The organism is Gallibacterium genomosp. 2 (genome assembly GCF_000771895.1).
Classification (GTDB): domain Bacteria; phylum Pseudomonadota; class Gammaproteobacteria; order Enterobacterales; family Pasteurellaceae; genus Gallibacterium.
This window is the reverse complement of record NZ_JPXY01000033.1, coordinates 68849-95479: the sequence shown is the minus strand read 5'-3', so window position 1 is coordinate 95479 and position 26631 is coordinate 68849. Positions and strand designations below refer to the sequence as shown.

General features: G+C 39.5%; 21 protein-coding genes. 11 read left to right on the top strand and 10 right to left on the bottom strand.

All coding sequences use genetic code 11. The annotated features are described in order from the left end of the window. Positions 1–466 precede the first annotated feature (466 nt). The 3 genes from P375_RS07640 (at position 467) to P375_RS07630 (ending at position 2403) form a co-directional block, all read left to right on the top strand. Entirely contained in the window at positions 467–1519 is a 1053-nt protein-coding gene (locus P375_RS07640; RefSeq protein WP_039135861.1) for a porin, read from the top strand. A 153-nt stretch (positions 1520–1672) separates the two neighbouring features. Beyond that, positions 1673–1933 carry a DUF1778 domain-containing protein gene (locus P375_RS07635; RefSeq protein ID WP_021462499.1) on the top strand — a complete coding sequence of 87 codons (261 nt, stop codon included), beginning with the start codon at positions 1673–1675 and terminating at the stop codon, positions 1931–1933. A gap of 2 nt (positions 1934–1935) precedes the next feature. Beyond that, positions 1936–2403 (top strand): GNAT family N-acetyltransferase, encoded by a 468-nt coding sequence (locus tag P375_RS07630; RefSeq protein ID WP_018345767.1) that lies wholly within the window; start codon positions 1936–1938, stop codon positions 2401–2403. Between the two features lie 100 nt (positions 2404–2503). On the opposite strand, the gene P375_RS07625 is transcribed toward P375_RS07630, so the two are convergent. The 6 genes from P375_RS07625 to serB all read right to left on the bottom strand — a co-directional run bounded on the left by P375_RS07625 (position 2504) and on the right by serB (position 7044). Further along, a complete protein-coding gene (locus P375_RS07625; RefSeq protein WP_039135860.1) occupies positions 2504–2857 on the bottom strand; it encodes a type II toxin-antitoxin system PemK/MazF family toxin in 354 nt (117 codons plus the stop codon). Then, entirely contained in the window at positions 2857–3123 is a 267-nt protein-coding gene (locus P375_RS07620) for an AbrB/MazE/SpoVT family DNA-binding domain-containing protein (RefSeq protein WP_039135859.1), read from the bottom strand. The genes P375_RS07625 and P375_RS07620 overlap by 1 nt, the downstream gene beginning before the upstream one ends. 204 nt (positions 3124–3327) lie before the next feature. Continuing rightward, entirely contained in the window at positions 3328–5343 is a 2016-nt protein-coding gene (gene ligA, locus P375_RS07615; RefSeq protein ID WP_052121818.1) for an NAD-dependent DNA ligase LigA, read from the bottom strand. Positions 5344–5427: 84 nt separating this feature from the next. After that, complete coding sequence (locus P375_RS12565) at positions 5428–5592, bottom strand: DUF5363 family protein (protein WP_167333068.1); 165 nt, start codon at positions 5590–5592, stop codon at positions 5428–5430. Positions 5593–5613: 21 nt separating this feature from the next. Further along, a complete protein-coding gene (locus P375_RS07610) occupies positions 5614–6105 on the bottom strand; it encodes a YajQ family cyclic di-GMP-binding protein (protein WP_039135857.1) in 492 nt (163 codons plus the stop codon). A 12-nt stretch (positions 6106–6117) separates the two neighbouring features. After that, on the bottom strand, positions 6118–7044 hold the full coding sequence (gene serB, locus P375_RS07605; protein ID WP_039135856.1) for a phosphoserine phosphatase: 927 nt from the start codon (positions 7042–7044) through the stop codon (positions 6118–6120). A gap of 88 nt (positions 7045–7132) precedes the next feature. Here serB and P375_RS07600 point away from each other — a divergent pair, with 88 nt between their 5' ends. Next, positions 7133–7801, top strand: coding sequence for a YtjB family periplasmic protein (locus P375_RS07600; RefSeq protein ID WP_039135855.1), 669 nt, complete (start codon positions 7133–7135; stop codon positions 7799–7801). Between the two features lie 81 nt (positions 7802–7882). Here P375_RS07600 and lptG read toward each other — a convergent pair whose 3' ends face one another. Together lptG and lptF are read right to left on the bottom strand one after the other, a co-directional pair. Continuing rightward, positions 7883–8953 carry an LPS export ABC transporter permease LptG gene (gene lptG, locus P375_RS07595; protein WP_039135854.1) on the bottom strand — a complete coding sequence of 357 codons (1071 nt, stop codon included), beginning with the start codon at positions 8951–8953 and terminating at the stop codon, positions 7883–7885. 3 nt (positions 8954–8956) lie between these two features. Next, a complete protein-coding gene (gene lptF / locus P375_RS07590) occupies positions 8957–10048 on the bottom strand; it encodes an LPS export ABC transporter permease LptF (protein WP_039135853.1) in 1092 nt (363 codons plus the stop codon). 182 nt (positions 10049–10230) lie between these two features. Here lptF and pepA point away from each other — a divergent pair, with 182 nt between their 5' ends. Beyond that, a complete protein-coding gene (gene pepA, locus P375_RS07585; RefSeq protein WP_039135852.1) occupies positions 10231–11739 on the top strand; it encodes a leucyl aminopeptidase in 1509 nt (502 codons plus the stop codon). Between the two features lie 74 nt (positions 11740–11813). On the opposite strand, the gene msrB is transcribed toward pepA, so the two are convergent. Together msrB and rimO are read right to left on the bottom strand one after the other, a co-directional pair. Continuing rightward, positions 11814–12776 carry a peptide-methionine (R)-S-oxide reductase MsrB gene (msrB, locus tag P375_RS07580; RefSeq protein ID WP_039135851.1) on the bottom strand — a complete coding sequence of 321 codons (963 nt, stop codon included), beginning with the start codon at positions 12774–12776 and terminating at the stop codon, positions 11814–11816. Between the two features lie 111 nt (positions 12777–12887). Then, the gene (gene rimO, locus P375_RS07575) at positions 12888–14225 is read right to left on the bottom strand and encodes a 30S ribosomal protein S12 methylthiotransferase RimO (protein WP_039135850.1); all 1338 of its coding nucleotides are present in this window, start codon (positions 14223–14225) and stop codon (positions 12888–12890) included. 371 nt (positions 14226–14596) lie between these two features. Here rimO and aceE point away from each other — a divergent pair, with 371 nt between their 5' ends. From aceE to bioA, 6 genes are all read left to right on the top strand, one after another. Further along, complete coding sequence (gene aceE, locus P375_RS07570; RefSeq protein ID WP_039135849.1) at positions 14597–17260, top strand: pyruvate dehydrogenase (acetyl-transferring), homodimeric type; 2664 nt, start codon at positions 14597–14599, stop codon at positions 17258–17260. Between the two features lie 31 nt (positions 17261–17291). Continuing rightward, on the top strand, positions 17292–19178 hold the full coding sequence (aceF, locus tag P375_RS07565) for a pyruvate dehydrogenase complex dihydrolipoyllysine-residue acetyltransferase (protein ID WP_039135848.1): 1887 nt from the start codon (positions 17292–17294) through the stop codon (positions 19176–19178). 96 nt (positions 19179–19274) lie between these two features. Continuing rightward, on the top strand, positions 19275–20699 hold the full coding sequence (gene lpdA / locus P375_RS07560; protein WP_039135847.1) for a dihydrolipoyl dehydrogenase: 1425 nt from the start codon (positions 19275–19277) through the stop codon (positions 20697–20699). Positions 20700–20869: 170 nt separating this feature from the next. Further along, a complete protein-coding gene (lon, locus tag P375_RS07555; RefSeq protein ID WP_039135846.1) occupies positions 20870–23269 on the top strand; it encodes an endopeptidase La in 2400 nt (799 codons plus the stop codon). 112 nt (positions 23270–23381) lie between these two features. Beyond that, positions 23382–25247, top strand: a complete 1866-nt coding sequence (gene ppiD / locus P375_RS07550; protein WP_039135845.1) for a peptidylprolyl isomerase — start codon at positions 23382–23384, stop codon at positions 25245–25247. Between the two features lie 81 nt (positions 25248–25328). Further along, the gene (bioA, locus tag P375_RS07545; protein ID WP_039135844.1) at positions 25329–26624 is read left to right on the top strand and encodes an adenosylmethionine--8-amino-7-oxononanoate transaminase; all 1296 of its coding nucleotides are present in this window, start codon (positions 25329–25331) and stop codon (positions 26622–26624) included. The last annotated feature ends 7 nt before the right edge of the window (positions 26625–26631 follow it).

Genomic DNA, 26631 nt, shown 5'->3' with positions numbered 1-26631 from the left:
CTTAGTAGATGTGATTTTTTTTGCGCATAGCTTTTTTTAAAAAGCAAGATAAAAACAAATTTTTAGAAAAAACAAGTTGATTTTTTAATCAAAAAAATTTTTTTCCTGTGATTTAAATCACATTATTGAAAAAATCTTTAAAAAATCGAAACTTTTTATAAATAGCAATAAATAACCATAAAAATATAAATTTATTCTTTATTTTTCAAATAGATAAAAAATATAATTTCTTATTTTACTATTTTTGAAGTTATTATTATTTTATAATAAAATTTTGGAGATTTTTTCAAGTTATTGATTTTTAAATGTTTTTTAAAAAGTTCCCTAAAAATGAAAAAAATTTGACAGATAATAAACTGGGTGTAGTATCTATACAGAATTTAAATGGTCGATAATCATAGATTATCAAAGCAAACACTGTTACGGAGCGATAAGCAAAGTAACAATTAACACAGAGGTGTCAATTATGAAAAAAACATTAGTCGCATTGGCAGTTGCAGCAGTAGCAGCCACTTCCGCAAACGCAGCCGTAGTTTATAACCAGGATGGTACTAAGGTTGAAGTTGCCGGATCTTTCCGTGTACTTCTCTCTAAAAATACCGGAGAACGTGCAGATCTTAAAAATGCAGGTTCTCGTGTCATTATTAAAGGAACTCAAGATTTAGGTGATGGTTACAGTGCATTAGCTAATTTAGAAATTCGTTTTGATGCCAATGATAAAAAATCATTTGGTGATATTGAAGCGAAACGTGTTTATGCCGGTTTTGCAAAAGAGGGTGTAGGTACTTTAACCTTTGGTAAACAACCAACCAATCTTGATGATGTTGCTGTTTCAGACTATACCTATGATTTGGGTGGTATAAAACAAACTAAAACTGATGGCGATAAAGTGGCGAAATTCCGTTCTGCAGATTTTGCCGGCTTTAGCTTCGGTCTAGATTATCTCTTTGGTGAAAAAAATAAAGATGAATTTAACAACGGCTCAGGATTTGGCGTATCTGCATTTTATACTACACCAGAATTTGCAGCTGATACTAAATTAAACTTTGAAGCAGGTTTTTCACAAGTCAAAGTGGATGAATATAAAAATGCTCCTATTAAAGAACATAAAGTAAATGCTTTCTTAGTAGGCGCTGAATTGGTATCTGGTCCATTCTCTCTTGGTGTTGACTATTCACAGAAAAAAGCAACAGATGATTTTGATGGAATCGGCTACAAATTTGATAAAGAACTACATGCCGAAGCAATTCCATTTAATAAATTGCGTGCATTAGAAGTGGGTGCTAAATATAAATACTTAGACAATGCTTCTCTTTATGGTGAATATATTAATGGTAAAGCAACTTCAGCAGATGGTGAAAAATATACTAAGCTTAATGCCTATATCTTAGGTACAGATTATTGGTTTACTAAATCTGTAGTCACTTACTTAGAAGCTGGTACATTTAAGTATAAAAACCAAGCTAGTGAAAAATATAATGATAATAGAGTTGGCGTAGGCTTCCGCGTTTACTTCTAATCGTTATCGATAAACGTACCTCTATAACCCCGAGAATTTTCTCGGGGTTTTTTTATAATTAATTAAATCCATTACGCAATAATGTTGCATATACAATCAATACACAATACAATTTGTATATTGATTGTGTATTAGTAGATAATGGAGAGAATTATGCGTACTGCAGCGATTAACTTACGAGCCGAACCCAGTCAGCGTGATTTAATTGATTATGCTGCGTCTTTGCTTGGTAAAACGCGGTCCGATTTTATGCTGGATGCCGCCTGCATCTATGCTCAAAATGTGATTTTAGATAGAACAGTATTCCAATTAAATGATGAAAAATTTAATCGTTTTATTGAGATATTGGAGCAACCTCATTCAACAAATGCCGGTCTAGAAAAATTAATGAATATTAAATCACCGTGGGAGTAAAAATGTATTCCGCACCTGAATTATTGAAGTCCCATCATCATTTGAGCTTGTTCGATTGCGGTGAAGAGGTGCTAAATTTGTGGCTTAAGCGTAATGCCTTGAAAAATCAGCAAAATCAAGCAAGTAGAACATTTGTGATTTGCAACGAAAATGTTGTTGTCGGTTTTTATGCTTTAGCCGCAGGATCAGTAACGCATCAGTTTGTATCCGGTGCATTAAAACGTAATATGCCCGAACCGATTCCCGTTATTGTGTTAGGCAGACTCGCCATAGACGTGAAATATCAAGGACAAAAATTAGGTGCTGCTTTGCTTAAAGATGCGGTATTACGAGCAAAAATTGTAGCAGAACAAGTCGGCGTGAAAGCCTTGTTGGTACACGCACTTAACGATAATGCAAGGCGATTTTATTTAAATTATGGGTTTCAACCCTCTCCTATTGATGACAGATTATTAATGTTGAAATTGTGATGAGTTCAAAAGATAGCCCTCTTTTCACAGAGGGCTAAGATTTTTTAGCGATTATCTCTTGGTCGGGCATCGGACAGTATTGACTGTTTGTCGTTAAAAATTAATCTCTTAAAATTGCTTCAACAATATCTTGTACTTCAGACAAAATATAATTAGGTACAGATTCAACTTTTTGGGCATTTCTGCCTCTAAAATCGATTATTCTGGCTTGGTATGCAACAATAACTCCTTGTGTTTTACAACCGGTTCCACTTAGGGTGACGGCAAAACCGTTATCTCTGGCAAGTGCGGCATTTCCTTGTGTAATAGGCGCAATCATCATAAAGCCTAAATTATGAAACGTTTTATCGCTTAATACTAATGCTGGGCGTCTTTCACCTTGCAACTCTTTGCCAACCACTGGGTTTAAGCAAACTGTGATGATATCGCCTCTTTTTATTGCAGATTTTGCCATTAAATTTCGCTTCCTGTCGGTTGTAGATCATCCCATTCTTTGATGGTAGGTAACTCTTTAGATGCAGTCATTGCGATGCGTTCGTTTAATGTTAATCTTTTTGTTGTTTTTTTATGAGACACAACGACTACTCTAAGTGTATTATCATCAATTTGTTCTAATTCTAAAAAATCACCCATATCAAGGTTCATAGAATTAGTAAGCTCTTTTGGTAGGCGAATGGCTTTACTATTTCCCCATTGTTTTATTTGTAATCTCATATTCATCAGATATCTCCCTATGTTCGTTGGTTGATGTATCATTTAGTGATACGTTATTGTGTCATTTTTTAATCTGATGTCAATCATCTGCGGATGTTTATGGGGTTTTTAGCAAATCTGTACCGGTTGAAAATGTGATGAGCTAAAAGGCGCGTTTAATCTCGATAACAAAGCCCTCTTTCACAGAGGGCTATGATGATATAGCGAAAGTTAATCTTGCGGAATTAAGTCTAAAAATTGCTGTTCGGTTAAGACTTTTATGCCCAAACTTTCGGCTTTCTGCAATTTTGAACCTGCGTTATCGCCGGCAATAACAAAATCGGTTTTGCTGGAAACACTGCCGGTAACTTTACAGCCTAACTGCAATAACAACGCTTTCGCCTGATCGCGCGTCATTTGTGTTAATGTGCCGGTAAGTACTACGGTTTTTTCTTTAAGTGGATTATCAGAAATTTCTTTGATAGCGACATCATCCCAAGTTACTCCCTGTTCAATCAATTTTTCTACTACGTTGCGGTTATGCTCTTCTTGCCAGAACAGAATAATGCGGTTAGCGACAACTTCGCCGATATCTTGCACCTGCTGTAACTGTTCAAAGGTGGCGTTTTTAATGTTTTCCAAAGTATGAAAATGGTTTGCCAAATTGCGTGCAGTTGCTTCTCCAACTTCACGGATACCCAACGCAAAAAGGAAACGGGCAAGGGTGGTTTTTTTTGCTTTTTCGATACTGGCAAGCGCTTTTTCTGCTGATTTTGCCCCCATACGCTCTAACCCCATTAAGGTTTCTTTGCTTAAGGTGAAGAGATCAGCAGGCGTATGTAGATATTCACGATCTACCAATTGTTCGATTAACTTATCGCCGACACCGTCAATATCCATTGCTTTGCGTGAAACGAAATGTTTTAAGCCCTCTTTCCGTTGTGCTTCGCATACCAATCCACCGGTACAACGGGCAACTGCTTCGCCGTCAATACGTACAATTGCTGAATCACAAACCGGACAGCGAGTTGGGAAAATTATCGGTTTAGCATCTGGTGGACGGCGATTGTGAACCACACCGATAATTTGCGGAATCACATCACCGGCACGGCGGATAATAACGGTATCGCCGATTGCAATATCTAAACGAGCAATTTCATCTCCGTTGTGCAGTGTTGCATTGCTGACAGTTACACCGGCAACATAAACAGGTTCAAGTTTCGCTACCGGTGTGATCGCTCCAGTGCGTCCTACCTGAAATTCAACATCATTTAGGATAGTTAATTCTTCTTGTGCCGGAAATTTATAGGCAATCGCCCAACGTGGTGCGCGAGAAATAAAACCAAGTTGCTCTTGTAATGCGATGCTATTCACTTTTAGCACGGTTCCATCAATATCGTAACCAAGTTGGCTACGTTTTTCAGCAATAGAATGGTAGAAACTTAAAACTTCTTGTGTGCCGTTACAAAGACGGATTTCTTTATTAACCGGAATGCCGATGCTTTTCAGCCATTGTAAACGATCATAATGAGTATTCGGTAATTCAATGCCTTCTGCAATGCCGATACCGTAAGCATTTAACATTAACGGACGATGATAAGTGACTTGCGGATCGAGTTGTCGTAGTGAACCGGCAGCAGCATTACGCGGATTGGCAAAGGTTTTTTCGCCGTGTTCCAGTGCGTGATTGTTTAAACGTTCAAAACCGTCGTGAGGCATAAAGACTTCACCACGCACTTCTAAACGAGCTGGTGGTGTAGCGGTGCGTAGTTGTAGTGGAATGTTGCGAATAGTGCGGATATTGGCGGTAATATCTTCACCGGTAATGCCATCACCACGTGTTGCCGCCTGCGTTAATTTTCCGTTGATATAAAGAATGCTGACTGCCAAACCGTCTAATTTTGGTTCACAGCAGAATGTGAATGGATCAGGCAATACACCGAGTCGATCTTCAATGCGGTGAATAAATGCAAAAAACTCTTCGTCTGAGGATGCGTTATCAAGTGATAACATTGGTAATTCGTGACGAATTTGTTGAAAACCGTTTGCCGGTTTTGCTCCAACACGTTGTGTCGGGGAGTCGTCCGTGATCAATTCGGGATGTTCAGCTTCTATACGTTTTAATTGGTTCATCATTCGATCATATTCTGCATCCGGAATTATCGGATTGTCGAGAACGTGATATTGATATTCGTGGTAACGAAGATCATTTCTTAGTTGTTCAATCTGTTGTTGAAGGGTGTTCATAATGTGCATTACTGTAAAATTTGAAATAAAAAAGTTAATCGGTAACAACCGATTAACTGTAATGAATTAAGTGTGAGTGATGAATTAACTGGCTTTTTTCTCTGCCGGTTTTTCCGTTTCCGGATCTTGTTTATAGATAGGAACACAACTTCGGCAAGCACCTTGATCAATGCCAAGTTCACGACAGAAATCATCATATTTTTTTAACCATTGTTTAAAAATACTCGGTTTCTTTTCACTTTGTGGCATAGTGTTCCTCCTTATTCAGCGTTAATCGCGGAAGTTATTAAATTGGAAAGGTTGTCCCAATTCAGCGGATTTGACTAATTGAATTACACTTTGTAAATCATCACGGGATTTTCCGGTAACACGAATTTTATCACCTTGAATTTGGGTTTGAACTTTTAATTTGGAATCTTTGATCATTTTGCTGATTTTCTTTGCAAGATCGGTCTCAATTCCCTGCTTAACTTTAATTTCTTTGGCATAGGTTTTACCGCTATGCTCGTAATTTTCCGGAATTTCCAATGCGCTTGGTTCAATATTCCGTTTTTGCATCGCATTACGCAAAATATCAATTAATTGTTCTACCTGAAAATCGGATTCAGTGGCAACCTTGATGGTTTCATTTTTTTCATTTAATTCAATTGATGCGGTTACATTGCGGAAATCCCAGCGATTGCTTAAATCACGATTGGCATTGTCCACCGCATTTTTAACTTCGTGCATAGTAATTTCTGAAACAATATCAAAAGAAGGCATTTTATTTCCTCATTATTTTTGTTGTTGAAAGTTATATTGTTGTTGATTGGCACTCAAAATACACAACAACGCGGTTAAGTCTGCGAAGTTTACCATAGTTTGTGCCTGTTGTTGTACTTTTGGTTTGGCGTGGTAAGCAACGCCAAGAGCTGCGCTTTGCATCATTAATAGATCGTTTGCACCGTCACCGATGGCGATAGTTTGTGTTGCTTCAATTTGGTATTGTTCTGTTAATTGCTGTAATACATTGGCTTTATATTGTGCATCAACGATTTCTCCCTCTACTTTGCCGGTTAAAATGCCGTTTTCAATTTCAAAACGATTGGCACAAACAGCAACTAAACTGAATTTTTTTTGTAACACTTCGGCAAAATAGGTAAAGCCACCGGAAGCGATAGCCACTTTCCAACCGAGTTTCTGTAATTCGGAGATTGTCTGCTCTAAACCGGGCATAATCGGTAAATTATTGCGTACTTGATCTAAAATGGTTGCTGGAGCGCCTTTTAAGGTGCCTACACGTTTGCGTAAACTCTGTTTGAAATCAAGTTCACCACGCATTGCACTTTCTGTAATTGAGGCAACCATTTCTCCAGTTCCGGCTAATTTTGCCACTTCATCAATACATTCAATTTGAATGGCGGTGGAGTCCATATCCATCACCAGTAAACCGGCTTTTTCAAGCAATGGATAGCCGCTGATCACAAAAAGATCAAAACCGTATTGGTGTGCAAGCTCAATATAATTTTGTGGTTGGTCGTGTTGCATCATTACACAGTGATAATCAAAAATATCCCATTCGGCAAGTAGCGAAATATCGGTAGTTTGAGCGCTGAATTGAGCTAATTTGTTAATATCGAAATTTTGGCAATAGAGTAAAAATTGCTGCTGATCGGCACGATAATTATCCGGTTTATTGATTACGGGAACGAGAGTTTGCATATAAAAAAACCTTTTTTAGAATGAAAAGAAAAGCTACAATCCGCATTTAATCACAAATTGCTCAGAATAGAAATATAAAGGTAATAACTTGCATACAGTAAGAGAGAAGAGTGTCAAAATTTTGCTACTGATCGCTATTTTGCTTGTTAGTGGTTTTACAATTGTGACTATTTTATTTGGCATAAATCAGTTTAAATTCGGTTCGCAATTGGCGAGTATTAATCAGGTGTCTAATTTGTCGCATATTTTGGTAAGACAGCAGGCTAATCTATTTTCGTCTTTATTAAATAATAATGTTTCTGTAGAGAAACTGGCGGATCAACTAACGACACTAAGTCGAGAAAAATTTGTGCTAGACGCTTCGGTTTATAGTGGCAATGGTGAGTTGTTGGCTCAAAGTCGCAATGCGCTCAATTTGCGGCAACAGTTAGGTTTAGAAGGGGAAAAATCATTGCAACAGACACAACAGATTGTTGAACCGATTTTTGATGGAAACAGTGTGATTGGCTTTTTACGAGTAACTTTTGATGGGCAATACGGGCAAACTAGTGAGAGTAAGATTAATCAACAGTTTCGTTATTTATATGCTGAAGTGATTGTTATTTTATTGGTAGGGGCTGTGATTGCCAGCAGTTTTCACCATTTTTTTCGACGCAGAAAAATTAAATTAGTGCCGATGAGAATATTAAGAAAGGTACAAGAAAATCAACAGCGTTCCAAAGCATTTCATCAACAACGCCGGCGTTTTAAGCGATAATGAAAGTGGTAATTAGTAGTAGCTACAAAAAGTGAGATCGTTATTTTGATCTCACTTTTTGTTTGATTAAACATTGGGGAATTAATGCCGTTTATGAGCCATTAACCACCAAATAATGGCTGCAAAGAAGATGCTTGGCGCTAATGCACCGATAAATGGTGGAATATTATAGACTAAACTTAATGGCCCGAAGACTTGATCCAAAACATAAAAAGCAAAACCACAACAGATTCCTGTTACCACACGTACGCCGGAAGTAACACTACGTAATGGACCGAAAATAAATGACAGTGCCAAAAGCATCATCACGCTGATAGAAATTGGTTGTAATAATTTTCTCCAATAGGTGAGTTCAAACGTTTTGGTATCTTGTCCGGTATTTTTTAAGAATTGGATATAGTCTGATAACCCTGTAATTGATAGCATACTAGGTCTTAATGACACCATCCCTAATTTATCTGGAGTAATGCTAGTTTCCCAAACTTTATTTAGATATTTTTGGTTAGTGATATGATCACCGTTTATCTCCGATTCTGAAATTTGATTAAAACGCCATTCGTTATTTGCATAAGTTGCCCGATTAGCTTGACTCATTTTTTGTAAATTACGATGTTGATCAAATTGATAGATATAAATGCCGTTTAACTGATTTTCTTTTGGAATATGTTGAATATAAACAAAACTGTTACCATCTTTCGCCCATACTGAACCTTTAACCGAAAGCAGTGAGCCACCAGTAAGCGATTTATAACGCATTTCTCTTGCAAACTGCTCCGTCTGTGGGATTCCCCATTCACCCAATGCCATATTAAGAATAACCAATGGAATAGCAACTTTCATAACCGATAAGCCGATTTGAAAACGTGAAAAACCGGAAGCTTGCATTACGACTAGCTCACTGTTTGAAGCTAAAGAGCCTAAACCGATTAACGCTCCTAGCAATGCCGCCATTGGGAAAAAAGTCTCAATATCTTTCGGAATAGTGAGCAGGGTGTAGGCGATGGCTTTAGCCGTGTCATAATTTCCTTCGCCGATAGCACGGAACTGTTCAACAAACTTGATAATGGCAGAAAGCCCGACTAATAAAAATAAAACAACAAAAATAGTCGCTAAAATTGTTTTACCGATATAACGATCTAAGGTATTAAACATAGATTAACCTCTTGCTCGTTTAAAAAGTTGGATGAATTTACTCTGGATAATCTCAGAATTGAGGATGATGCCTAAGAGTAAAAACAGGATATTGATTAAAATCATCCAATAGTGAGACTCAATTTTTCCATTGATTCCCGCCGTTTTGAGTGAACTTTGCAATAAAAAATAGATTAAATAGAGCAATAATGCAGGTATGATTTTGGCAAAACGACCTTGTCGAGGATTAACCTTGCTCAATGGAATTGCGAGCAACATCATCAATGGCACTGCTAAAAACAGGCTGATGCGCCATTGAAATTCAGCTTTGGCATTAGCGGAATTACTTCTCAATAAAGCATTACTATCTTGCATATCAAGATCGTTTTCTTCTGTTTTTGCCGCATTAAATGCTAGAAATGCCAAGTAATCCTGAAACTGGGTGATACGAAATTCCGGCAGAACTGCACTTCCTTCAAAGCGTTCTCCGTTTTTTAATGTTAATGTTTGGCTACCATCTTCTGCTGTGGAGAAACTTCCCTGTTCGGCAACGATTACAGATGGTTTCACTTTGCCGACCTGTTTAGTTTGGAACAGATAGATATCGGAAAGTTGATTGCCTTTTACTTTATCAACAAACAGCACAAAATTGCCGTTATTGGAGGAGATAAATTGTCCAGGAGTAATCGCAGATGCACTTGGATTAGCTTTTGCATTTTCTACCACTTCTACCTGTTTTTTTAATGCCCACGGTGTGAGATAAAGGGAGTTATAAGCAGCAATTACGGCAGTTACAATAGAAAGAATCAATCCCACTTTTACAAGGGCATTGGGGCCGATGCCACACGCTTGCATCACAGTAATTTCACTTTCGCTGTATAATCTTCCCAAAGTAAGTAAAAGTGCTAAAAATAGGCTAAGTGGCAACATCAGTTGTGCCATTGTCGGCATTCCTAATCCAAGCAGCGGTAAGATGACATCAACAGGAACATTACCATTGACGGCAGAGCCCAAAACGCGGACAAGTTGTTGTGCTAAAAAAATGACGAGTAAAATAAATAAAATAGCCAGTTGGCTTTTTAATGTTTCTTTGATTAGATATTTTGTCAAAATCACGGCAGCTGACCTGTGTTTTCTCTTTATTTTTGCTTGATTTTTTTATAAAAAACGATACTTTAATCAATCGTTCTCACAAGTAGATCTGTTTTCAAGTTTTTTCAAAAACATAAATTCAGGCGCATATAATACCTTGTTTCAGGGCCTAACAACAATAGAAATCATAATGAAGGAATATCAATATGGAATTTAGTGTCAAAAACGGCAGTGTTGAAAAACAACGTACTGCGTGTTTAGTGGTGGGTGTTTTCGAGCCGCGTCGCTTATCTGCATCGGCAGAGCAGTTGGATAATATCAGTAAAGGTTATATTAGTGCATTATTGAGACGTGGTGATATTGAAGGAAAAGTTGGGCAGACATTGTTATTGCATCACGTTCCTAATATTCCGGCAGATAGAATTTTATTGGTTGGTTGCGGTAAAGAACGTGAATTGGATGAAAGACAATATAAACAGATTATTCAAAAAATGGTAAAAGTTTTGAATGAAACTGGTTCAATGGAAGCTATATGTTATTTGACAGGTTTGCACATTAAGGGGCGTAATGTTTATTGGAATGTACGTTTGGCGGTGGAAGCAGCTCAGGAATCATTATATAGCTTTACTCAATTTAAGCGGGTGAAAACGGAAATTAGACGTGAATTACGTAAAATAGTATTCAATGTTCCGATGCGCCGTGAATTACCGCTAGCTGAGTCTGCAATTCAACACGCAATGGCGATCAGTAGCGGCATTAAAGAAACGAAAGATCTAGCCAATATGCCGCCGAATATTTGCACACCACGTTATTTAGCTGATAAATCGATTGAATTAGCACAGGCTTATGACACTCTAAATAGCCACGTTGTTGATGAGCAGCAGATGGAAAAATTGGGAATGAAATCCTATTTGGCAGTTTCACAAGGATCGCGTAATGAAGCGTTTATGTCGATCATTGAATTTAAAAATAATCCTGATCCTGATGCAAAACCAATCGTTTTGGTCGGAAAAGGGCTAACTTTTGATTCTGGCGGTATTTCATTGAAGCCGGGTGCTGGTATGGATGAGATGAAGTATGATATGTGTGGTGCAGCAACCGTTTATGGTGTGATGAAAGCTGTTGCTGAATTAAATTTACCGTTAAATGTGATTGGTGTGTTGGCAGGCTGTGAAAACTTGCCTGGCGGTAATGCTTATCGTCCCGGAGATATTTTAACCACAATGTCAGGCTTAACTGTAGAAGTGTTGAATACCGATGCTGAAGGGCGTTTAGTGCTTTGTGATGCGTTAACTTATGTTGAGCGTTTTGAGCCGGAAGTAGTGATTGATATTGCAACGTTGACAGGCGCTTGTGTGGTGGCATTAGCGGGAGTCAATAGTGGATTATTTTCGCCGTTAAATAATCTAGCCAATGAGTTGCAAAATGCGGCTGATCAGTCTAATGACAAAGCTTGGCGTTTGCCGATGAATGATGAGTATAATGATTTATTGAAATCTAATTTTGCTGACTTAGCAAATGTCGGTGGGCGTTGGGGTGGTGCGATTACCGCTGCTTGTTTCTTAGCGAATTTTACCAAAAAATATAATTGGGTGCATTTGGATATTGCAGGTACAGCGTGGAAACAGGGAGCTGACAAAGGTGCAACCGGTCGTCCGGTTTCATTATTGGTGCAGTTCTTATTGAATCGCGCTAATGTTAAATTTGATATTTAATATCAGAGGTAACTTCAAATAAAAAGCGGTGTGGAGGCTTAAGATCTACACCGCTTTGTTATTTTAAGCGGTTGTTATTTAATCCGTTTTTGCAGGTAGCCATAGCCATTTTGTACCAACTCCGCAAAAGGAATAAAACGTAAAGTCGCACTGTTGATGCAGTAACGCAAGCCACCGGTTTCGAGAGGACCATCTTCAAAAACGTGTCCTAAATGTGCATTGGCAATACGAGAACGCACTTCGGTACGGATCATTCCGTGGTTGGTATCACGCTGATATGTAACCACATCGGATGAAATCGGTTTGCTGAAACTTGGCCAACCACATTGTGACGGAAATTTATCAGAAGAGGCAAAAAGTGGCTCGCCACTGATTATATCGACATATAAACCTTTTTCAAAAAAATCCCAGTAACGATTTGAAAAAGGGTGTTCGGTGGCATTTAGCTGTGTAACAGCAAATGATTCTTTACTTAAATTTTGTTCGATTTCTGCTAAAGTAGGTTTATGGTATTTGTCGGCATCAATAATGACATTATCCGCTTTTCTCAGATCAATATGACAGTAGCCACTCGGATTTTTTTCTAAATAACGTTGGTGATACTCTTCTGCAGGATAGTAGTTTCGCAAAGGTTGCACCTCAACTAGCAAAGGTTGTTGCCATTTTTGCTGTTCGCGTGCCATTGCCGCATCAATAATCGGTTTTTGTCGATCATCAGTATAATAAATGCCGGTACGATATTGGATACCCAAATCATTCCCTTGTCGGTTTAAAGTGGTTGGATCGATGACACGGAAATAGTACTCAAGCAATGTTGATAAATTGATTTGAGCAGTATCATAACAGACTTTGACTGTTTCAGCGTGTCCACTACCATTACAAACTTGCTGATAGCTTGGATTTTCACTGTTACCATTGGCATAACCTGATTCGGCATCCAACACTCCACCGATAGCGGAAAAGTAGGCTTCTAATCCCCAAAAACAGCCGCCGGCAAGATAAATCTCGCAGGGCTGAATATTATTCTGTTCTGTCATTTTTTACCTCACAAAATAAAGATGTTTTCATTTGCTGAGTAATATATTACGTGTTGATTTTATGGGTTAACATCCGATTATAGGAATTTTATCTACTAAATGAAGCCACAATTAGATTGTTGCCCATAAATCATATTCATCGGCATTATGAATGGTAGCCATCACTATATCGCCAATCTTGACTTGTTGTTCACTGATATTATCAATATAAACGACACCGTCAATCTCAGGTGCATCTGCCATTGAACGCCCGATAATACCTTCTTCATCAATTTCATCGATCATTACAGGCAAGGTTTTACCGATTTTTTGTTGTAAGCGTTGGGCGGAAATTTGTTGCTGTAATTGCATAAACCGGTGGAAGCGTTCTTCTTTCACCTCTTCTGGCACTTGTTCTGCCATTTCTGTGGCTACCGCACCTTCAACCGGACTGAATTTGAAACAGCCGACACGATCCAGTTGTGCTTCTTGAATAAAATCTAATAACATTTGGAAATCTTCTTCAGTTTCACCTGGAAAACCGACAATAAATGTTGATCGTAATGTCAGTTCCGGACAGATTTCACGCCACTGTTTAATACGTTCCAATGTACGTTCGATTGAACCCGGACGTTTCATTGCTTTTAGAATTTTCGGACTGGCGTGTTGTAACGGAATATCTAAATAAGGTAAAATTTTGCCTTGCGCCATCAAAGGAATCAGCTTATCAACGTGCGGATAAGGGTAAACATAATGTAGACGTACCCAAACGCCTAATGTTCCAAGCTGTTCGCAAAGCGTAATTAAATCATTTTTAATCGGCATTCCATTCCAGAAAACAGTTTTGCTTTTTTGTTCTTTTTGATTTTTATCCAACGCATAAGCGGAAGTATCTTGAGAAACGATCAACAACTCTTTAACGCCGGCATCAACTAAACGTTTTGCTTCATCCAAAATGGTGTTGATCGGTCTGCTGTCAAGATCACCGCGCATAGATGGAATAATGCAGAAAGTGCAACGGTGATCGCAGCCTTCTGAAATTTTAACGTAAGCATAGTGTTTAGGCGTTAATTTTACCCCTTGTTTCGGCACCACATTGAGATAAGGGTTATATTCCGGTTTCGGGGCATATTTGTGGACGTGTGTCATCACCGCTTCATAACTGTGTGGGCCAGTAATTTCAAGCACTTTAGGATGTACTTCTCTAATTTGATTTTCTTTAGCACCTAAACAACCGGTAACGATAACTTTGCCGTTTTCTTCCAAGGCTTCGCCAATAGCTTCTAATGATTCTTGAACAGCACTGTCGATAAAACCGCAGGTATTGACTATCACTAAATCGGCATTGTCATAACTTGGTACAATGTTATAACCCTCTGCTCGTAGCTCGGTTAAAATACGTTCGGAATCCACTAAATTTTTAGGGCAACCAAGGCTCAAAAAGCCAATATTTGGAGTTGTTATTGTCATAATTTTGTTATCTATTTTGTAATGGAATTTTAGTAGGTGGCGAATTGTACAGAATTTGTCGATAGAAAGCGAATTTTTATCAGAGCAATTAGAAGTAACACTTTGTTCTAAATAGGTAATCCTTTGTGGTTACGTCCCAAAATGGATGGTAAAAAAATAGACAAAATCAGCTGGTTTTGCTATGGTAAGACAAATTTTTTCTATCTTTATTTCAAAAAATCTAATAAAATTTCTAAAATTAGTTAATAAATTGTGAAGCTCCGAAAGCAACGCAAATGTTAATTAACAACTTTTTCAGCTGGGTGATGCATAGTTGGCAGTTTTGTGCGTCACACATTTTTTTAACCACAATAAGATAAAAGGAATAGCCCATGTCGGATATGGTAAAAAATGACGTGGATCCGATTGAAACCAACGATTGGATGTTGGCAATCGATTCAGTAATTCGTGAAGAAGGTGTTGAAAGAGCGCAATATATCATTGAACAACTCATTCAACGTGCAAGAGCTAATGACGTTTCACTTCCTACTGGAATAACAACAGACTATATTAATACCATTCCAGTTAGTGAAGAACCTAATTATCCGGGTAATTTAGATCTTGAACGTCGCATTCGCAGTGTAATTCGTTGGAATGCGATTATGGCAGTATTACGTGCCTCTAAAAAGGATCTTGAATTAGGCGGACATATGGCATCATTCCAATCCTCCGCAACATTATATGAAGTTTGTTTCAACCACTTCTTTAAGGCTCGTAACGAAAAAAATGGTGGTGATTTAGTGTTCTTCCAAGGACATATTGCACCGGGAATTTATGCACGTGCATTTGTTGAAGGGCGTTTGACCGAAGAACAAATGGATAATTTCCGTCAAGAAGTTCACGGAAAAGGTATTCCTTCTTATCCTCATCCTCGCTTATTACCGGAATTTTGGCAATTCCCTACTGTTTCTATGGGGCTAGGTCCATTAAATGCAATTTATCAAGCACGTTTCTTAAAATATTTACAAAATCGTGGCTTGAAAGATACTTCAGATCAAACTGTTTATGCATTTCTTGGTGACGGTGAAATGGATGAAGTTGAATCACGCGGTGCGATTGCATTTGCTGCACGTGAAAAATTGGATAACTTAATCTTTGTTATCAACTGTAACTTGCAACGTTTGGATGGCCCGGTAACTGGTAACGGTAAAATTATCCAAGAATTGGAAAGCAACTTTAAGGGTGCTGGTTGGGAAGTAATTAAAGTGATTTGGGGACGTCGTTGGGATCGTTTATTGCAGAAAGATACCTCCGGCAAATTGCTTCAATTGATGATGGAAGTGGTTGATGGCGATTATCAAAACTTCAAATCTAAAGATGGTGCTTATGTTCGTGAACACTTCTTTGGGCGTTATCCAGAAACGGCGGAATTAGTTAAAGATATGACAGATGATGAAATCTGGGCATTGAACCGTGGTGGTCACGATCCGATTAAAGTATTTGCTGCATTCAATAAAGCGAAACAAGTTAAAGGCAAACCGGTTGTTATCCTTGTTAAAACGATCAAAGGTTATGGTATGGGGGATGCAGCGGAAGGTAAAAACATCGCTCACCAAGTTAAGAAAATGGATCTTTCCGGCGTTAAACACGTTCGTGATCAATTTAATGTGCCTGTTTCCGATGCGGATCTTGAAAAACTTCCATATGTGACTTTCGCTGAAGGTTCAGATGAGTACAAATATCTTCACGAACGCCGTCAAGCATTACAAGGCTATTTACCGACTCGTTTATCACGTTTTACTCAAGAATTTAAAGTGCCTGGAATTGAAGAGTTTTCTCAATTATTTGAAGCTCAAGCACGTCCTATTTCAACCACAATGGCATTTGTACGTACATTAAATATATTGTTGAAAGATAAATCTATTGGTAAACATATCGTTCCAATCGTAGCCGATGAAGCGCGTACTTTCGGTATGGAAGGTTTATTCCGTCAAATCGGTATCTACAATCCGCACGGTCAGCACTATGTTCCACAAGATCGTGAACAGGTTGCATATTATCGTGAAGCGACTGATGGACAAGTCTTACAGGAAGGTATCAATGAACAGGGTGCAACTGCATCTTGGTTAGCAGCAGCGACTTCATATAGCACTAACGATTTACCGATGATTCCATTCTTCGTTTATTACTCAATGTTTGGTTTCCAACGTGTTGGTGATTTAATGTGGTTGGCAGGAGACCAACGTGCGCGTGGCTTTATGATTGGTGGTACATCTGGTCGTACAACCTTGAATGGTGAAGGTTTACAACACGAAGACGGACATAGTCACATTCAATCATTAACCATTCCAAGTTGTGTTTCTTATGACCCTGCATTTGCATTTGAAGTACCAGTTATTATCCAAGACGGTGTACGCCGTATGTATGGCCCGGATCAAGAAGATGTTTATTACTATATCACTACATTAAACGAAACCTATGATCAACCGGCAATGCCGAAAGGTGCGGAAGAGGGTATTCGTAAAGGTATCTATAAATTTGAAACCGTAACCGGTCAAGGTAAAGGTAAGGTTCAGTTACTAGGTTCAGGTGCCATTCTTCGTCACGTACGCGAGGCAGCACAATTATTGGCAAATGACTTTGGTGTATCTTCAGATGTTTATAGCGTAACTTCCTTTACTGAGTTAGCAAGAGAAGGTAACGAAATTGAACGTTACAACACGTTGCATCCGGAAGAAGAAGCAAAAGTGCCATATATTGCTAAAGTTATGAATGATGCGCCGGCAATTGCGGCAACCGACTATATGCGTTTATTTGCTGACCAAGTTCGTGCGTATGTTCCGGCAAGCAGCTATTTGGTGTTAGGTACTGATGGTTTCGGTCGCTCAGACAGCCGTGAAAATTTACGTTCTCACTTTGAAGTTGATGCACATCACGTTGTGGTAGCAGCATTATCTCAATTAGTGAAAGCCGGCACTTTAGATAAGAAAGTGTTAGTTGAAGCCATTAAGAAATATGGTATTGATACCGATAAAGCGTACTCTTTACACGCATAATTAACTGTAACAATCACAAAGGATATAAATTATGTCAAAACAAATTGCTATTCCAGATATCGGTGGTGATGAAGTTACTGTAACAGAAGTTATGGTTAAAGTTGGTGACACCATTGATGTTGATCAAAGTGTGATCAATGTTGAAGGTGATAAAGCCTCAATGGAAGTACCAGCACCGGAAGCAGGTGTGGTAAAAGAAGTATTGGTAAAAGTAGGTGATAAAGTCTCTACTGGTACTCCTATGTTAGTATTAGAAGCAGCGGGTGCGTCAGCACCTGCTCCTGCAGCGGAAACAGTGCCATCTCCAGCGGCAGCACCGACTGCAGCAGCTTCTGTTGTTGATGTTCAGGTTCCGGATATCGGCGGAGATGAAGTTAACGTTACTGAAATTATGGTTGCAGTAGGCGATACTGTTAGCGAAGAACAGTCATTAATCACCGTTGAAGGCGATAAAGCTTCAATGGAGGTGCCTGCGCCATTTGCTGGTGTGGTAAAAGAAATTTTAGTTAAATCAGGTGACAAAGTTTCTACCGGTTCATTGATTATGCGTTTTGAAGTTGCCGGTGCGGCAGCTGCAGCAGCACCTTCTCCTGCAGCGGAAGCGACTCAGGTGGTAGCGCCTGCGGTTAGTGGAGGTGTTCAGGACGTTCACGTTCCGGATATTGGCGGAGATGAAGTGAATGTGACCGAAATTATGGTAGCAGTAGGTGACAGTGTTGCTGAAGAACAATCATTAATTACGGTTGAAGGTGATAAGGCTTCGATGGAAGTGCCTGCTCCTTTTGCCGGTGTAGTAAAAGAAATTTTAATTAAATCAGGAGATAAGGTTTCTACCGGTTCATTAATTATGCGCTTTGAAGTGGCTGGTGCAGCGCCGGCGACAGCTCCAGCACAACAACCTGCAACAGCGCCTGCTCCTCAAGCGACAGCAGCAGCGCCTGCTCCAGCAGCTTCTAATGAAGATGTGACTAAGAGCGCAAGTTTCGCTCACGCAACTCCGGTTGTTCGTCGTTTAGCGCGTGAATTTGGTGTGAATCTTGATAAAGTGAAAGGTACAGGTCGTAAAGGTCGTATCTTAAAAGAAGACGTTCAAGCTTATGTTAAAGCGGCTATTAAAGCGGTTGAAAGTGGCTCTGTTTCTACATCGGCTGCTGGAGGTAATGTCGGATCAGGTTTAGGATTGTTGCCGTGGCCGAAAGTTGATTTCAGCAAATTCGGTGAAACTGAAGAAGTTGAATTGGGACGCATTAAGAAAATTTCAGGAGCTAACTTACACCGTAACTGGGTAATGATCCCTCACGTAACACAATGGGATAAAGCAGATATTACTGAGCTAGAAAAATTTAGAAAAGAGCAAAATGTATTAGCTGAAAAACAGAAACTTGATGTTAAAATTACTCCGCTTGTCTTTATTATGAAAGCGGTAGCAAAAGCGTTGGAAGCTTATCCAAACTTCAATAGTTCAATTACTGAAGATGCACAACGTCTGATCTTGAAGAAATACATCAATATCGGTGTGGCGGTAGATACACCAAACGGTTTGGTTGTACCGGTGTTTAAAGATGTTAATAAGAAAGGTGTTATTGAACTTTCTCGTGAATTGGCAGCAATGTCGAAGAAAGCGCGTGCAGGTAAATTAACAGCTTCAGATATGCAAGGCGGATGCTTTACTATCTCAAGTTTAGGTGGTATCGGTGGTACTCACTTTACCCCTATCGTTAATGCACCGGAAGTGGCAATTTTAGGGGTTTCTCGTTCAGAGATGACACCGGTGTGGAATGGTAAAGAATTTACACCACGCTTGATGTTACCATTGTCATTGTCTTACGATCACCGAGTGATTGATGGAGCGGACGGTGCACGCTTTATTACCTATATTAGTGGTGTGTTGTCGGATTTACGCCGCTTAGTCATGTAGTAATGGAAACGAAAGCCTGAGTTGATCAGGCTTTTGTTATAATTAATTTAATTGCCGTCCTAACATTTTGTTAGAGAAAAAATCAAGAGGCTTAACATGAATAAAGAAATTAAAACACAAGTAGTTGTTTTAGGTGCTGGTCCTGCAGGATATTCAGCGGCATTCCGTTGTGCAGATTTAGGGTTGGAAACCGTTATTATTGAACGTTTTTCAACTCTTGGTGGGGTATGCTTAAACGTAGGTTGTATTCCGTCTAAAGCATTATTGCACGTTGCTAAAGTGATTGAAGAAGCTAAATCTTTAGCTGAGCACGGTATTGTTTTCGGTGAACCAAAAACCGATATTGAAAAAATTCGTGGTTGGAAAGAGAAAGTTATCAGTCAATTAACCGGTGGTTTAGCTGGTATGGCAAAAATGCGTAAAGTTCAAATCGTAAACGGTTATGGAAAATTTGCCAGTGCAAACAGCATTATTGTTGCCGGAGAAGAAGGCGAAACTAAAATTACATTTGATAACGCAATTATTGCTGCGGGTTCTCGTCCAATTCAATTACCGTTTATTCCACACGATGATCCGCGTGTTTGGGATTCAACAGATGCATTAAAACTTAAAGAAGTACCTGAAAAATTATTGATTATGGGTGGTGGTATTATTGGTCTTGAAATGGGGACCGTTTACCACGCACTAGGTTCACAAATTGATGTTGTGGAAATGTTTGATCAGGTTATTCCGGCAGCGGATAAAGATGTGGTTAAAATCTTTACTAAACGCATCGAGAAAAAATTCAACCTCTTGTTAGAAACTAAAGTTACTGCGGTAGAAGCGAAAGAAGACGGTATTTATGTTTCTATGGAAGGAAAAGGCGCAAATGAAACTCGCCGTTATGATGCCGTGTTAGTGGCTATCGGTCGTACACCGAACGGTAAATTAATCGATGCACAAGTGGCAGGCGTTGAAGTGGATGAACGTGGCTTTATCCGTACCGACAAACAGATGCGTACTAATGTTCCTCATATCTTTGCGATTGGTGATATTGTCGGTCAACCAATGTTGGCTCACAAAGGTGTTCACGAAGGTCACGTTGCGGCAGAAGTGATTGCCGGACAAAAACACTATTTCGATCCGAAAGTGATCCCATCTATTGCCTATACTGAACCTGAAGTGGCTTGGGTTGGTAAAACAGAAAAAGAATGTAAAGCTGAAGGCATTTCTTATGAAGTGGCAACTTTCCCTTGGGCGGCATCAGGTCGTGCGATTGCATCAGACTGTTCAGACGGTATGACTAAACTTATTTTTGATAAGAATACACACCGTGTGATTGGTGGTGCGATTGTCGGAACCAACGGCGGTGAATTATTAGGTGAAATCGGTCTTGCAATCGAAATGGGTTGCGATGCGGAAGATTTAGCATTAACTATTCACGCACACCCTACATTACACGAATCTGTCGGCTTGGCGGCGGAAGTGTTTGAAGGTACAGTAACTGATTTACCGAACGCAAAAGCGAAAAAGAAAAAATAATTTGTTAAGAAATTATTAAATTCATACTACAATCTAAAATCTGCACCTTGACTGAAAGTCGGAGTGCAGATTTTTTACTTATTTAGATGAAAAAGGCTTATTGCCCTTGATATCAAAAAAAGTTCCCCCATATACCTCAAACTATAGAAATAGACAAGAGAACAATAATTATGAGCAAAGAGTTACCAACAAAACAAATTCCTGTCTTACCGTTACGAGATGTTGTCGTGTTTCCACATATCGTAATGCCACTATATGTAGGAAGAACAAAGTCTATCCGTAGTCTTGATGAAGCAATGGATAGCGGCAAAGACATTTTATTAGTCACTCAAAAAGAGGCTAATTTGGAAGAGCCGACAGAGAAAGATATTTATCAAGTAGGGACAGTTGCTACTATTATTCAATTATTGAAATTACCGGACGGCACGGTAAAGGTACTTGTTGAAGGGAAATCAAGAGCAAAAGTGCTCTCATTTGAGAGTGATGAATATTATTCTGCCGAGATAAGTAAAATTACTGAAATCGTGGATAATGATGTTGAGTTGGATGTTATTCAAACAACAGTATTAACTGAATTGGATAAATTTGCACATCAACAACATAATAAAGTTAAGCCTGAAGTATTAACTGCATTGAAGGATATCCACGATCCGAAAAAATTGGTTGATACCTTGGCAGGCAATATGCCGTTAGCATTGGATAAAAAACAGGCATTATTAGAACAGGAAAATGTTTTCGCCCGTTTTGAAACATTATTAGGCTTGATTCAAGCGGAAATGGAAATCAGCAGCTTGGATAAGAAAATTCGTGATCGTGTAAAAAAACAGATGGAAAAGAATCAACGCGATTACTATTTGAATGAACAGATTAAAGCCATCCAGAAAGAGCTTGGTGAAGCGGAAACTGTCGAAAATGAAGTACAGCAATTAAAGAAAAAAATTGCCGATGCAAAAATGCCGAAAGAGGTTCAAGAAAAAGCAGAATCGGAATTGCAAAAATTAAAAATGATGTCGCCGATGTCTGCGGAAGCGACAGTGGTTCGTACATATATTGACTGGATGGTACAAGTGCCGTGGCACAAACGTACTAAAGTGAAAAAAGATTTAAAACAGGCGGAAGCCATTTTAAATAACGACCATTACGGCTTGGAGCGTGTCAAAGAACGCATTTTAGAATATTTAGCGGTGCAAACTCGTACTAACCAAATTCGTGGGCCGATTTTATGTTTGGTAGGGCCGCCGGGGGTAGGTAAAACCTCATTGGGGCAATCTATTGCGCAGGCGACCGGTCGTAAATATGTGCGAATGGCGTTAGGCGGCGTGCGTGATGAAGCCGAAATTCGTGGGCATCGCCGTACTTATATCGGTGCGTTGCCGGGTAAACTTATCCAAAATATGGCGAAAGTGGGTGTGAAAAACCCATTATTCTTGTTGGATGAAATTGATAAATTGGGTGCGGATATGCGTGGCGATCCGGCATCAGCATTATTGGAAGTGTTAGATCCGGAACAGAACAACACCTTCAGCGATCATTATCTTGAGGTAGATTATGATCTTTCCGATGTGATGTTTGTCGCCACTTCCAACTCAATGAATATTCCGGGTCCGTTACTTGATCGTATGGAAGTCATTCGTCTTTCAGGTTATACCGAAGATGAAAAACTGAACATTGCGATGCGTCATTTGTTGAATAAACAGATGGAGCGTAACGGTTTGAAAGCGAAAGAATTAACCATCAAAGAAGAAGCCATTTTAGATATTATCCGTTATTACACTCGTGAAGCCGGTGTACGTAATTTGGAACGTGAAATTTCTAAAATCTGTCGTAAAGCGGTGAAGAATCTATTATTGGATAAATCATTGAAACAGGTGGTTGTGGATAGTAGTAATCTACACGATTATCTTGGTGTCAGACGTTTTGAATACGGCAAAGCGGATAATCAAAACCGCGTTGGTGAAGTGACCGGTTTGGCGTGGACAGAAGTCGGCGGTGATTTATTAACCATTGAAGCGGCTTCAGTGTCGGGCAAAGGTAAATTAAATTACACCGGTTCGTTAGGCGATGTAATGAAAGAGTCCATTCAGGCGGCGATGACGGTAGTTCGTGCCAGAGCGGAACAGTTGGGCATTAATACCGATTTCTATGAAAAACGGGATATTCACATTCACGTGCCTGAAGGCGCGACACCGAAAGATGGTCCGAGTGCAGGGATTGCAATGTGCACCGCATTGGTTTCTTGCTTAACCGGTAATCCGGTACGTGCCGATGTGGCAATGACAGGCGAAATTACTTTACGCGGTAAAGTGTTGCCAATCGGTGGTTTGAAAGAGAAATTATTAGCGGCACATCGTGGCGGCATTAAACGGGTCTTAATTCCGAAAGACAATGTCAAAGATCTTGAGGAAATTCCGGAAAATGCAAAATCTACGTTGGATATTCGTCCGGTCGAAACTATTGATGAAGTTTTGGCATTGGCACTGGAAAAACCGCCGGTCGGAATTGAGGTGGTGAAAAATTTAGCCGCTCCGAAAAAACGTAGCAGTAAAAATATGACATCAACTGTCAATTAATCAGCAAAAAGCCGGTCAAAATAAGATGACCGGCTTTTTAGTAGGTGCAGCCAACCCAACTTTTCTATATAATTTTGTCCATTATTGTTTTTATTATAAGGAAGCTCTCATTATGATGGAGAAACTGCGTGGCTATACACATAGTATGGTCTGGAAAGTATTAATGTCGGTCATTGCTATTTCATTTGTGTTGAGTGGTGTTGCCGGTTATTTAATTTCTCGTCAAAACACCTCGGCGGCAACCGTAAATGGTGTTGAAATTTCCCAACGTCTTTTCCAACAACAATATCAAAGCCAATATCAACAGTTGGCGATGCAGATGGGGGATAAATTTGCAGCAGTGGCGGATTCTGCCGAATTTACCAACGGTTTGCGTCATTCCGTATTGGATCGTTTAATTGATGATGAGTTGTTACGCCAATACAGCAAAGAGTTAGGATTGGGTGTCGGCGATGAAGCGATTAAGCAGGCGATCGTAATGAATCCGGCATTCCAAAAAGATGGTCAGTTCGATAACGCAGTTTATCAACAATTGTTAGCTAATAATAATCTCACACCGGATCAATATGCGGAAATTGTGCGTCAGGATTTAGTGTTATCACAATTAATGGGCTCTTTATTGGCGAGTGATTTCTTAACTGAAGCACAGCAACAACAATTTGTAAAATTGTTCTTTCAGAAGAGAAGTGTTCGTTTAGCAACTTTCCCGGTAGCGGATTTAGCAGCTAAACAGACCATTTCAGATCAGGAAATTGAGAAATATTACAATGATCATAAAGCAGCTTTTGCCACACCTGAATTGGTTAAAGTGCAATATATTGATGTCAATAAAGATAAATTGGCAAAAGATCTGCAGGTGAGTGATGTTGAAGTTGCTCAATATTATCAAGATAATAAATCTCAATTTATGGGGCAGGCAAAACAGCATATTGCGCATATTCAAGTAAATACACAGGCGGAAGCGGATGATATTTACAACAAATTGCAACAGGGTGCAGATTTTGCCGAGTTAGCGAAAAAATATTCTATTGACCGCTTAACAGCAGTTAACGGCGGTGATTTAAGTTGGGTGGTTGCCGGACAGTTACCGAAAGCGTTTGAAACAGCAGCTGACAACACCGCAGTCGGTGCTTATAGCAAACCGACAAAAGTGGATGATAAATATCACATTATTAAAGTGTTGGCGCGCAATGAAGCGACTGTATTACCATTAGAAGAGGTCAAAAGCCGAATTACCGATCTTGTGCGTCAGGATTTAGCGGAACGTAAATATTTCAGTGTTGAAAAAGCGGTTGCGGATAAAGCCTTTGAAGATCAAAGCGGTTTAGCGACAGCTGCCAAAGAGGGCAATTTAACCGTTGAAGAAACCGGTTATTTTGCGCGTGATGATGTGCCGGCAGCATTGAATTTTAGCAATGTGATTAGCGAAATGTTCAGTCCGGAATTGGTGCAAGGCGGAATGAACTCACAAATGATTAGTGTTGGTGAAAATCACAGTGTCATTTTCCGCGTGGTCGACTATAAAGCGGCAGGAACTAAGCCTTTAGCAGAAGCAAAAACACAAATTACTACCTTATTACAGCGTGAAAAAGCAGAAAATATTGAGTTGGATCGTGTTAAAGCATTGGTTGCTAAATTACAAGCCGGAGATAATAGTGCGGTTGAATTCAAACAAAACTTGACAACAGTTTATGCGGAAAGCAAAAATCCGGCGTTGGATAAACAGATTTTTGCAATGCCGTTACCGACAGCAGGTAAACCAAGCTATCACGTCGGTGTCGATCAAAATGGGGATATTGTTGCGATTGCGTTGGATAAAGTTGAAGATGGTCAACTGTCAGCCGAACAACAAAAAGCATTTGTTTCACAATTAATGCAGTTCCGTGTGAATGACTTACAGGCAACATTATTGAAGGCTTTGCGTGAAAAAGCAAAAATTGAAATTAATCAGGAAATGTTGGATCAGCTGCAAGAATAAATGACGGTTGATTGAATAATTAACACCAAAATAGCGCCTCATTAGGGTTTCCTCGTGAGGCGATATTTTTAGGAGAGCAGAATGGATTTACAGCAACTTATTTCTCTTGATCGCGAACATATTTGGCATCCTTATACGTCTATGCTTGAACCGGCAGCAGTGTATCCGGTGGAGCGGGCAGACGGTGTCATTATTACGTTAAAAGATGGGCGCAAATTGATTGATGGAATGTCTTCGTGGTGGGCGGCGTTGCACGGATATAATCATCCGGAGCTGAATCAGGCGGTGCAACAACAAATCAGTAAAATGGGCCATATTATGTTTGGCGGTTTTACTCACGAACCGGCGGTAGAATTGGCACAAACACTGCTTTCTATTTTGCCGCCATCACTGGATAAGATTTTCTTTGCTGATAGCGGTTCAGTGGCAGTTGAAGTGGCAATGAAAATGGCAATTCAATATCAACAGGCGAAAGGTGAAAGTAATCGTTATCAGTTTGCTACCATTCGTTCCGGTTATCACGGCGATACTTGGCACGCAATGTCAGTTTGCGATCCGGTTACCGGAATGCATTCACTTTTTAGTAAAAGTTTGCCGATTCAATATTTCTTGCCGCAGCCACCGATAAAATTTGATCAGGCGTGGCAGGAGCAAGCCATTTTACCGTTACAGGATTTGTTGGAAAAACATCATCAAACCATTGCTGGTTTGATTCTTGAGCCGATTGTGCAAGGTGCGGGCGGAATGTATTTTTATTCCCCTGTTTATTTACAGAAAGCTAAAGCACTATGCGAGCAGTATGGTGTTTTGCTTATTTTTGATGAAATTGCAACCGGTTTCGGACGAACCGGGAAATTATTTGCCTATCAGCACGCCAATGTGATTCCGGATATTATCTGTATTGGTAAGGCGTTAACCGGCGGTTATATGACCTTGTCAGCAACGATCACTTCCAAACAGGTGGCAGAAACCATCTGTGCCGGTGAGGCAAAATGTTTTATGCACGGCCCGACTTTTATGGGAAATCCATTAGCTTGTGCAGTGGCAAATGCCTCAATTAAATTATTATTACAGAGTGATTGGCAGGCACGGATAAAACGAATTGAACAGCAATTAAAACAGGGCTTGGCGGAAGCAGCACGATGGGATTGTGTGCAGGAAGTAAGAGTGTTGGGCGCAATTGGGGTGATTGAAATGAAACAAGCGGTGAATATGGCAACCTTACAGCCTAAATTCGTTGAGCAAGGGGTTTGGTTGCGTCCATTCGGCAAACTGGTTTATGTGATGCCGCCATTTATTATTAGTGAAACTGAACTGGCGCAATTAATTTCAGGGTTATTGTCAGCCTTAAAAGCAGAGTATCAAATCGAAGAATAGTTAAAAA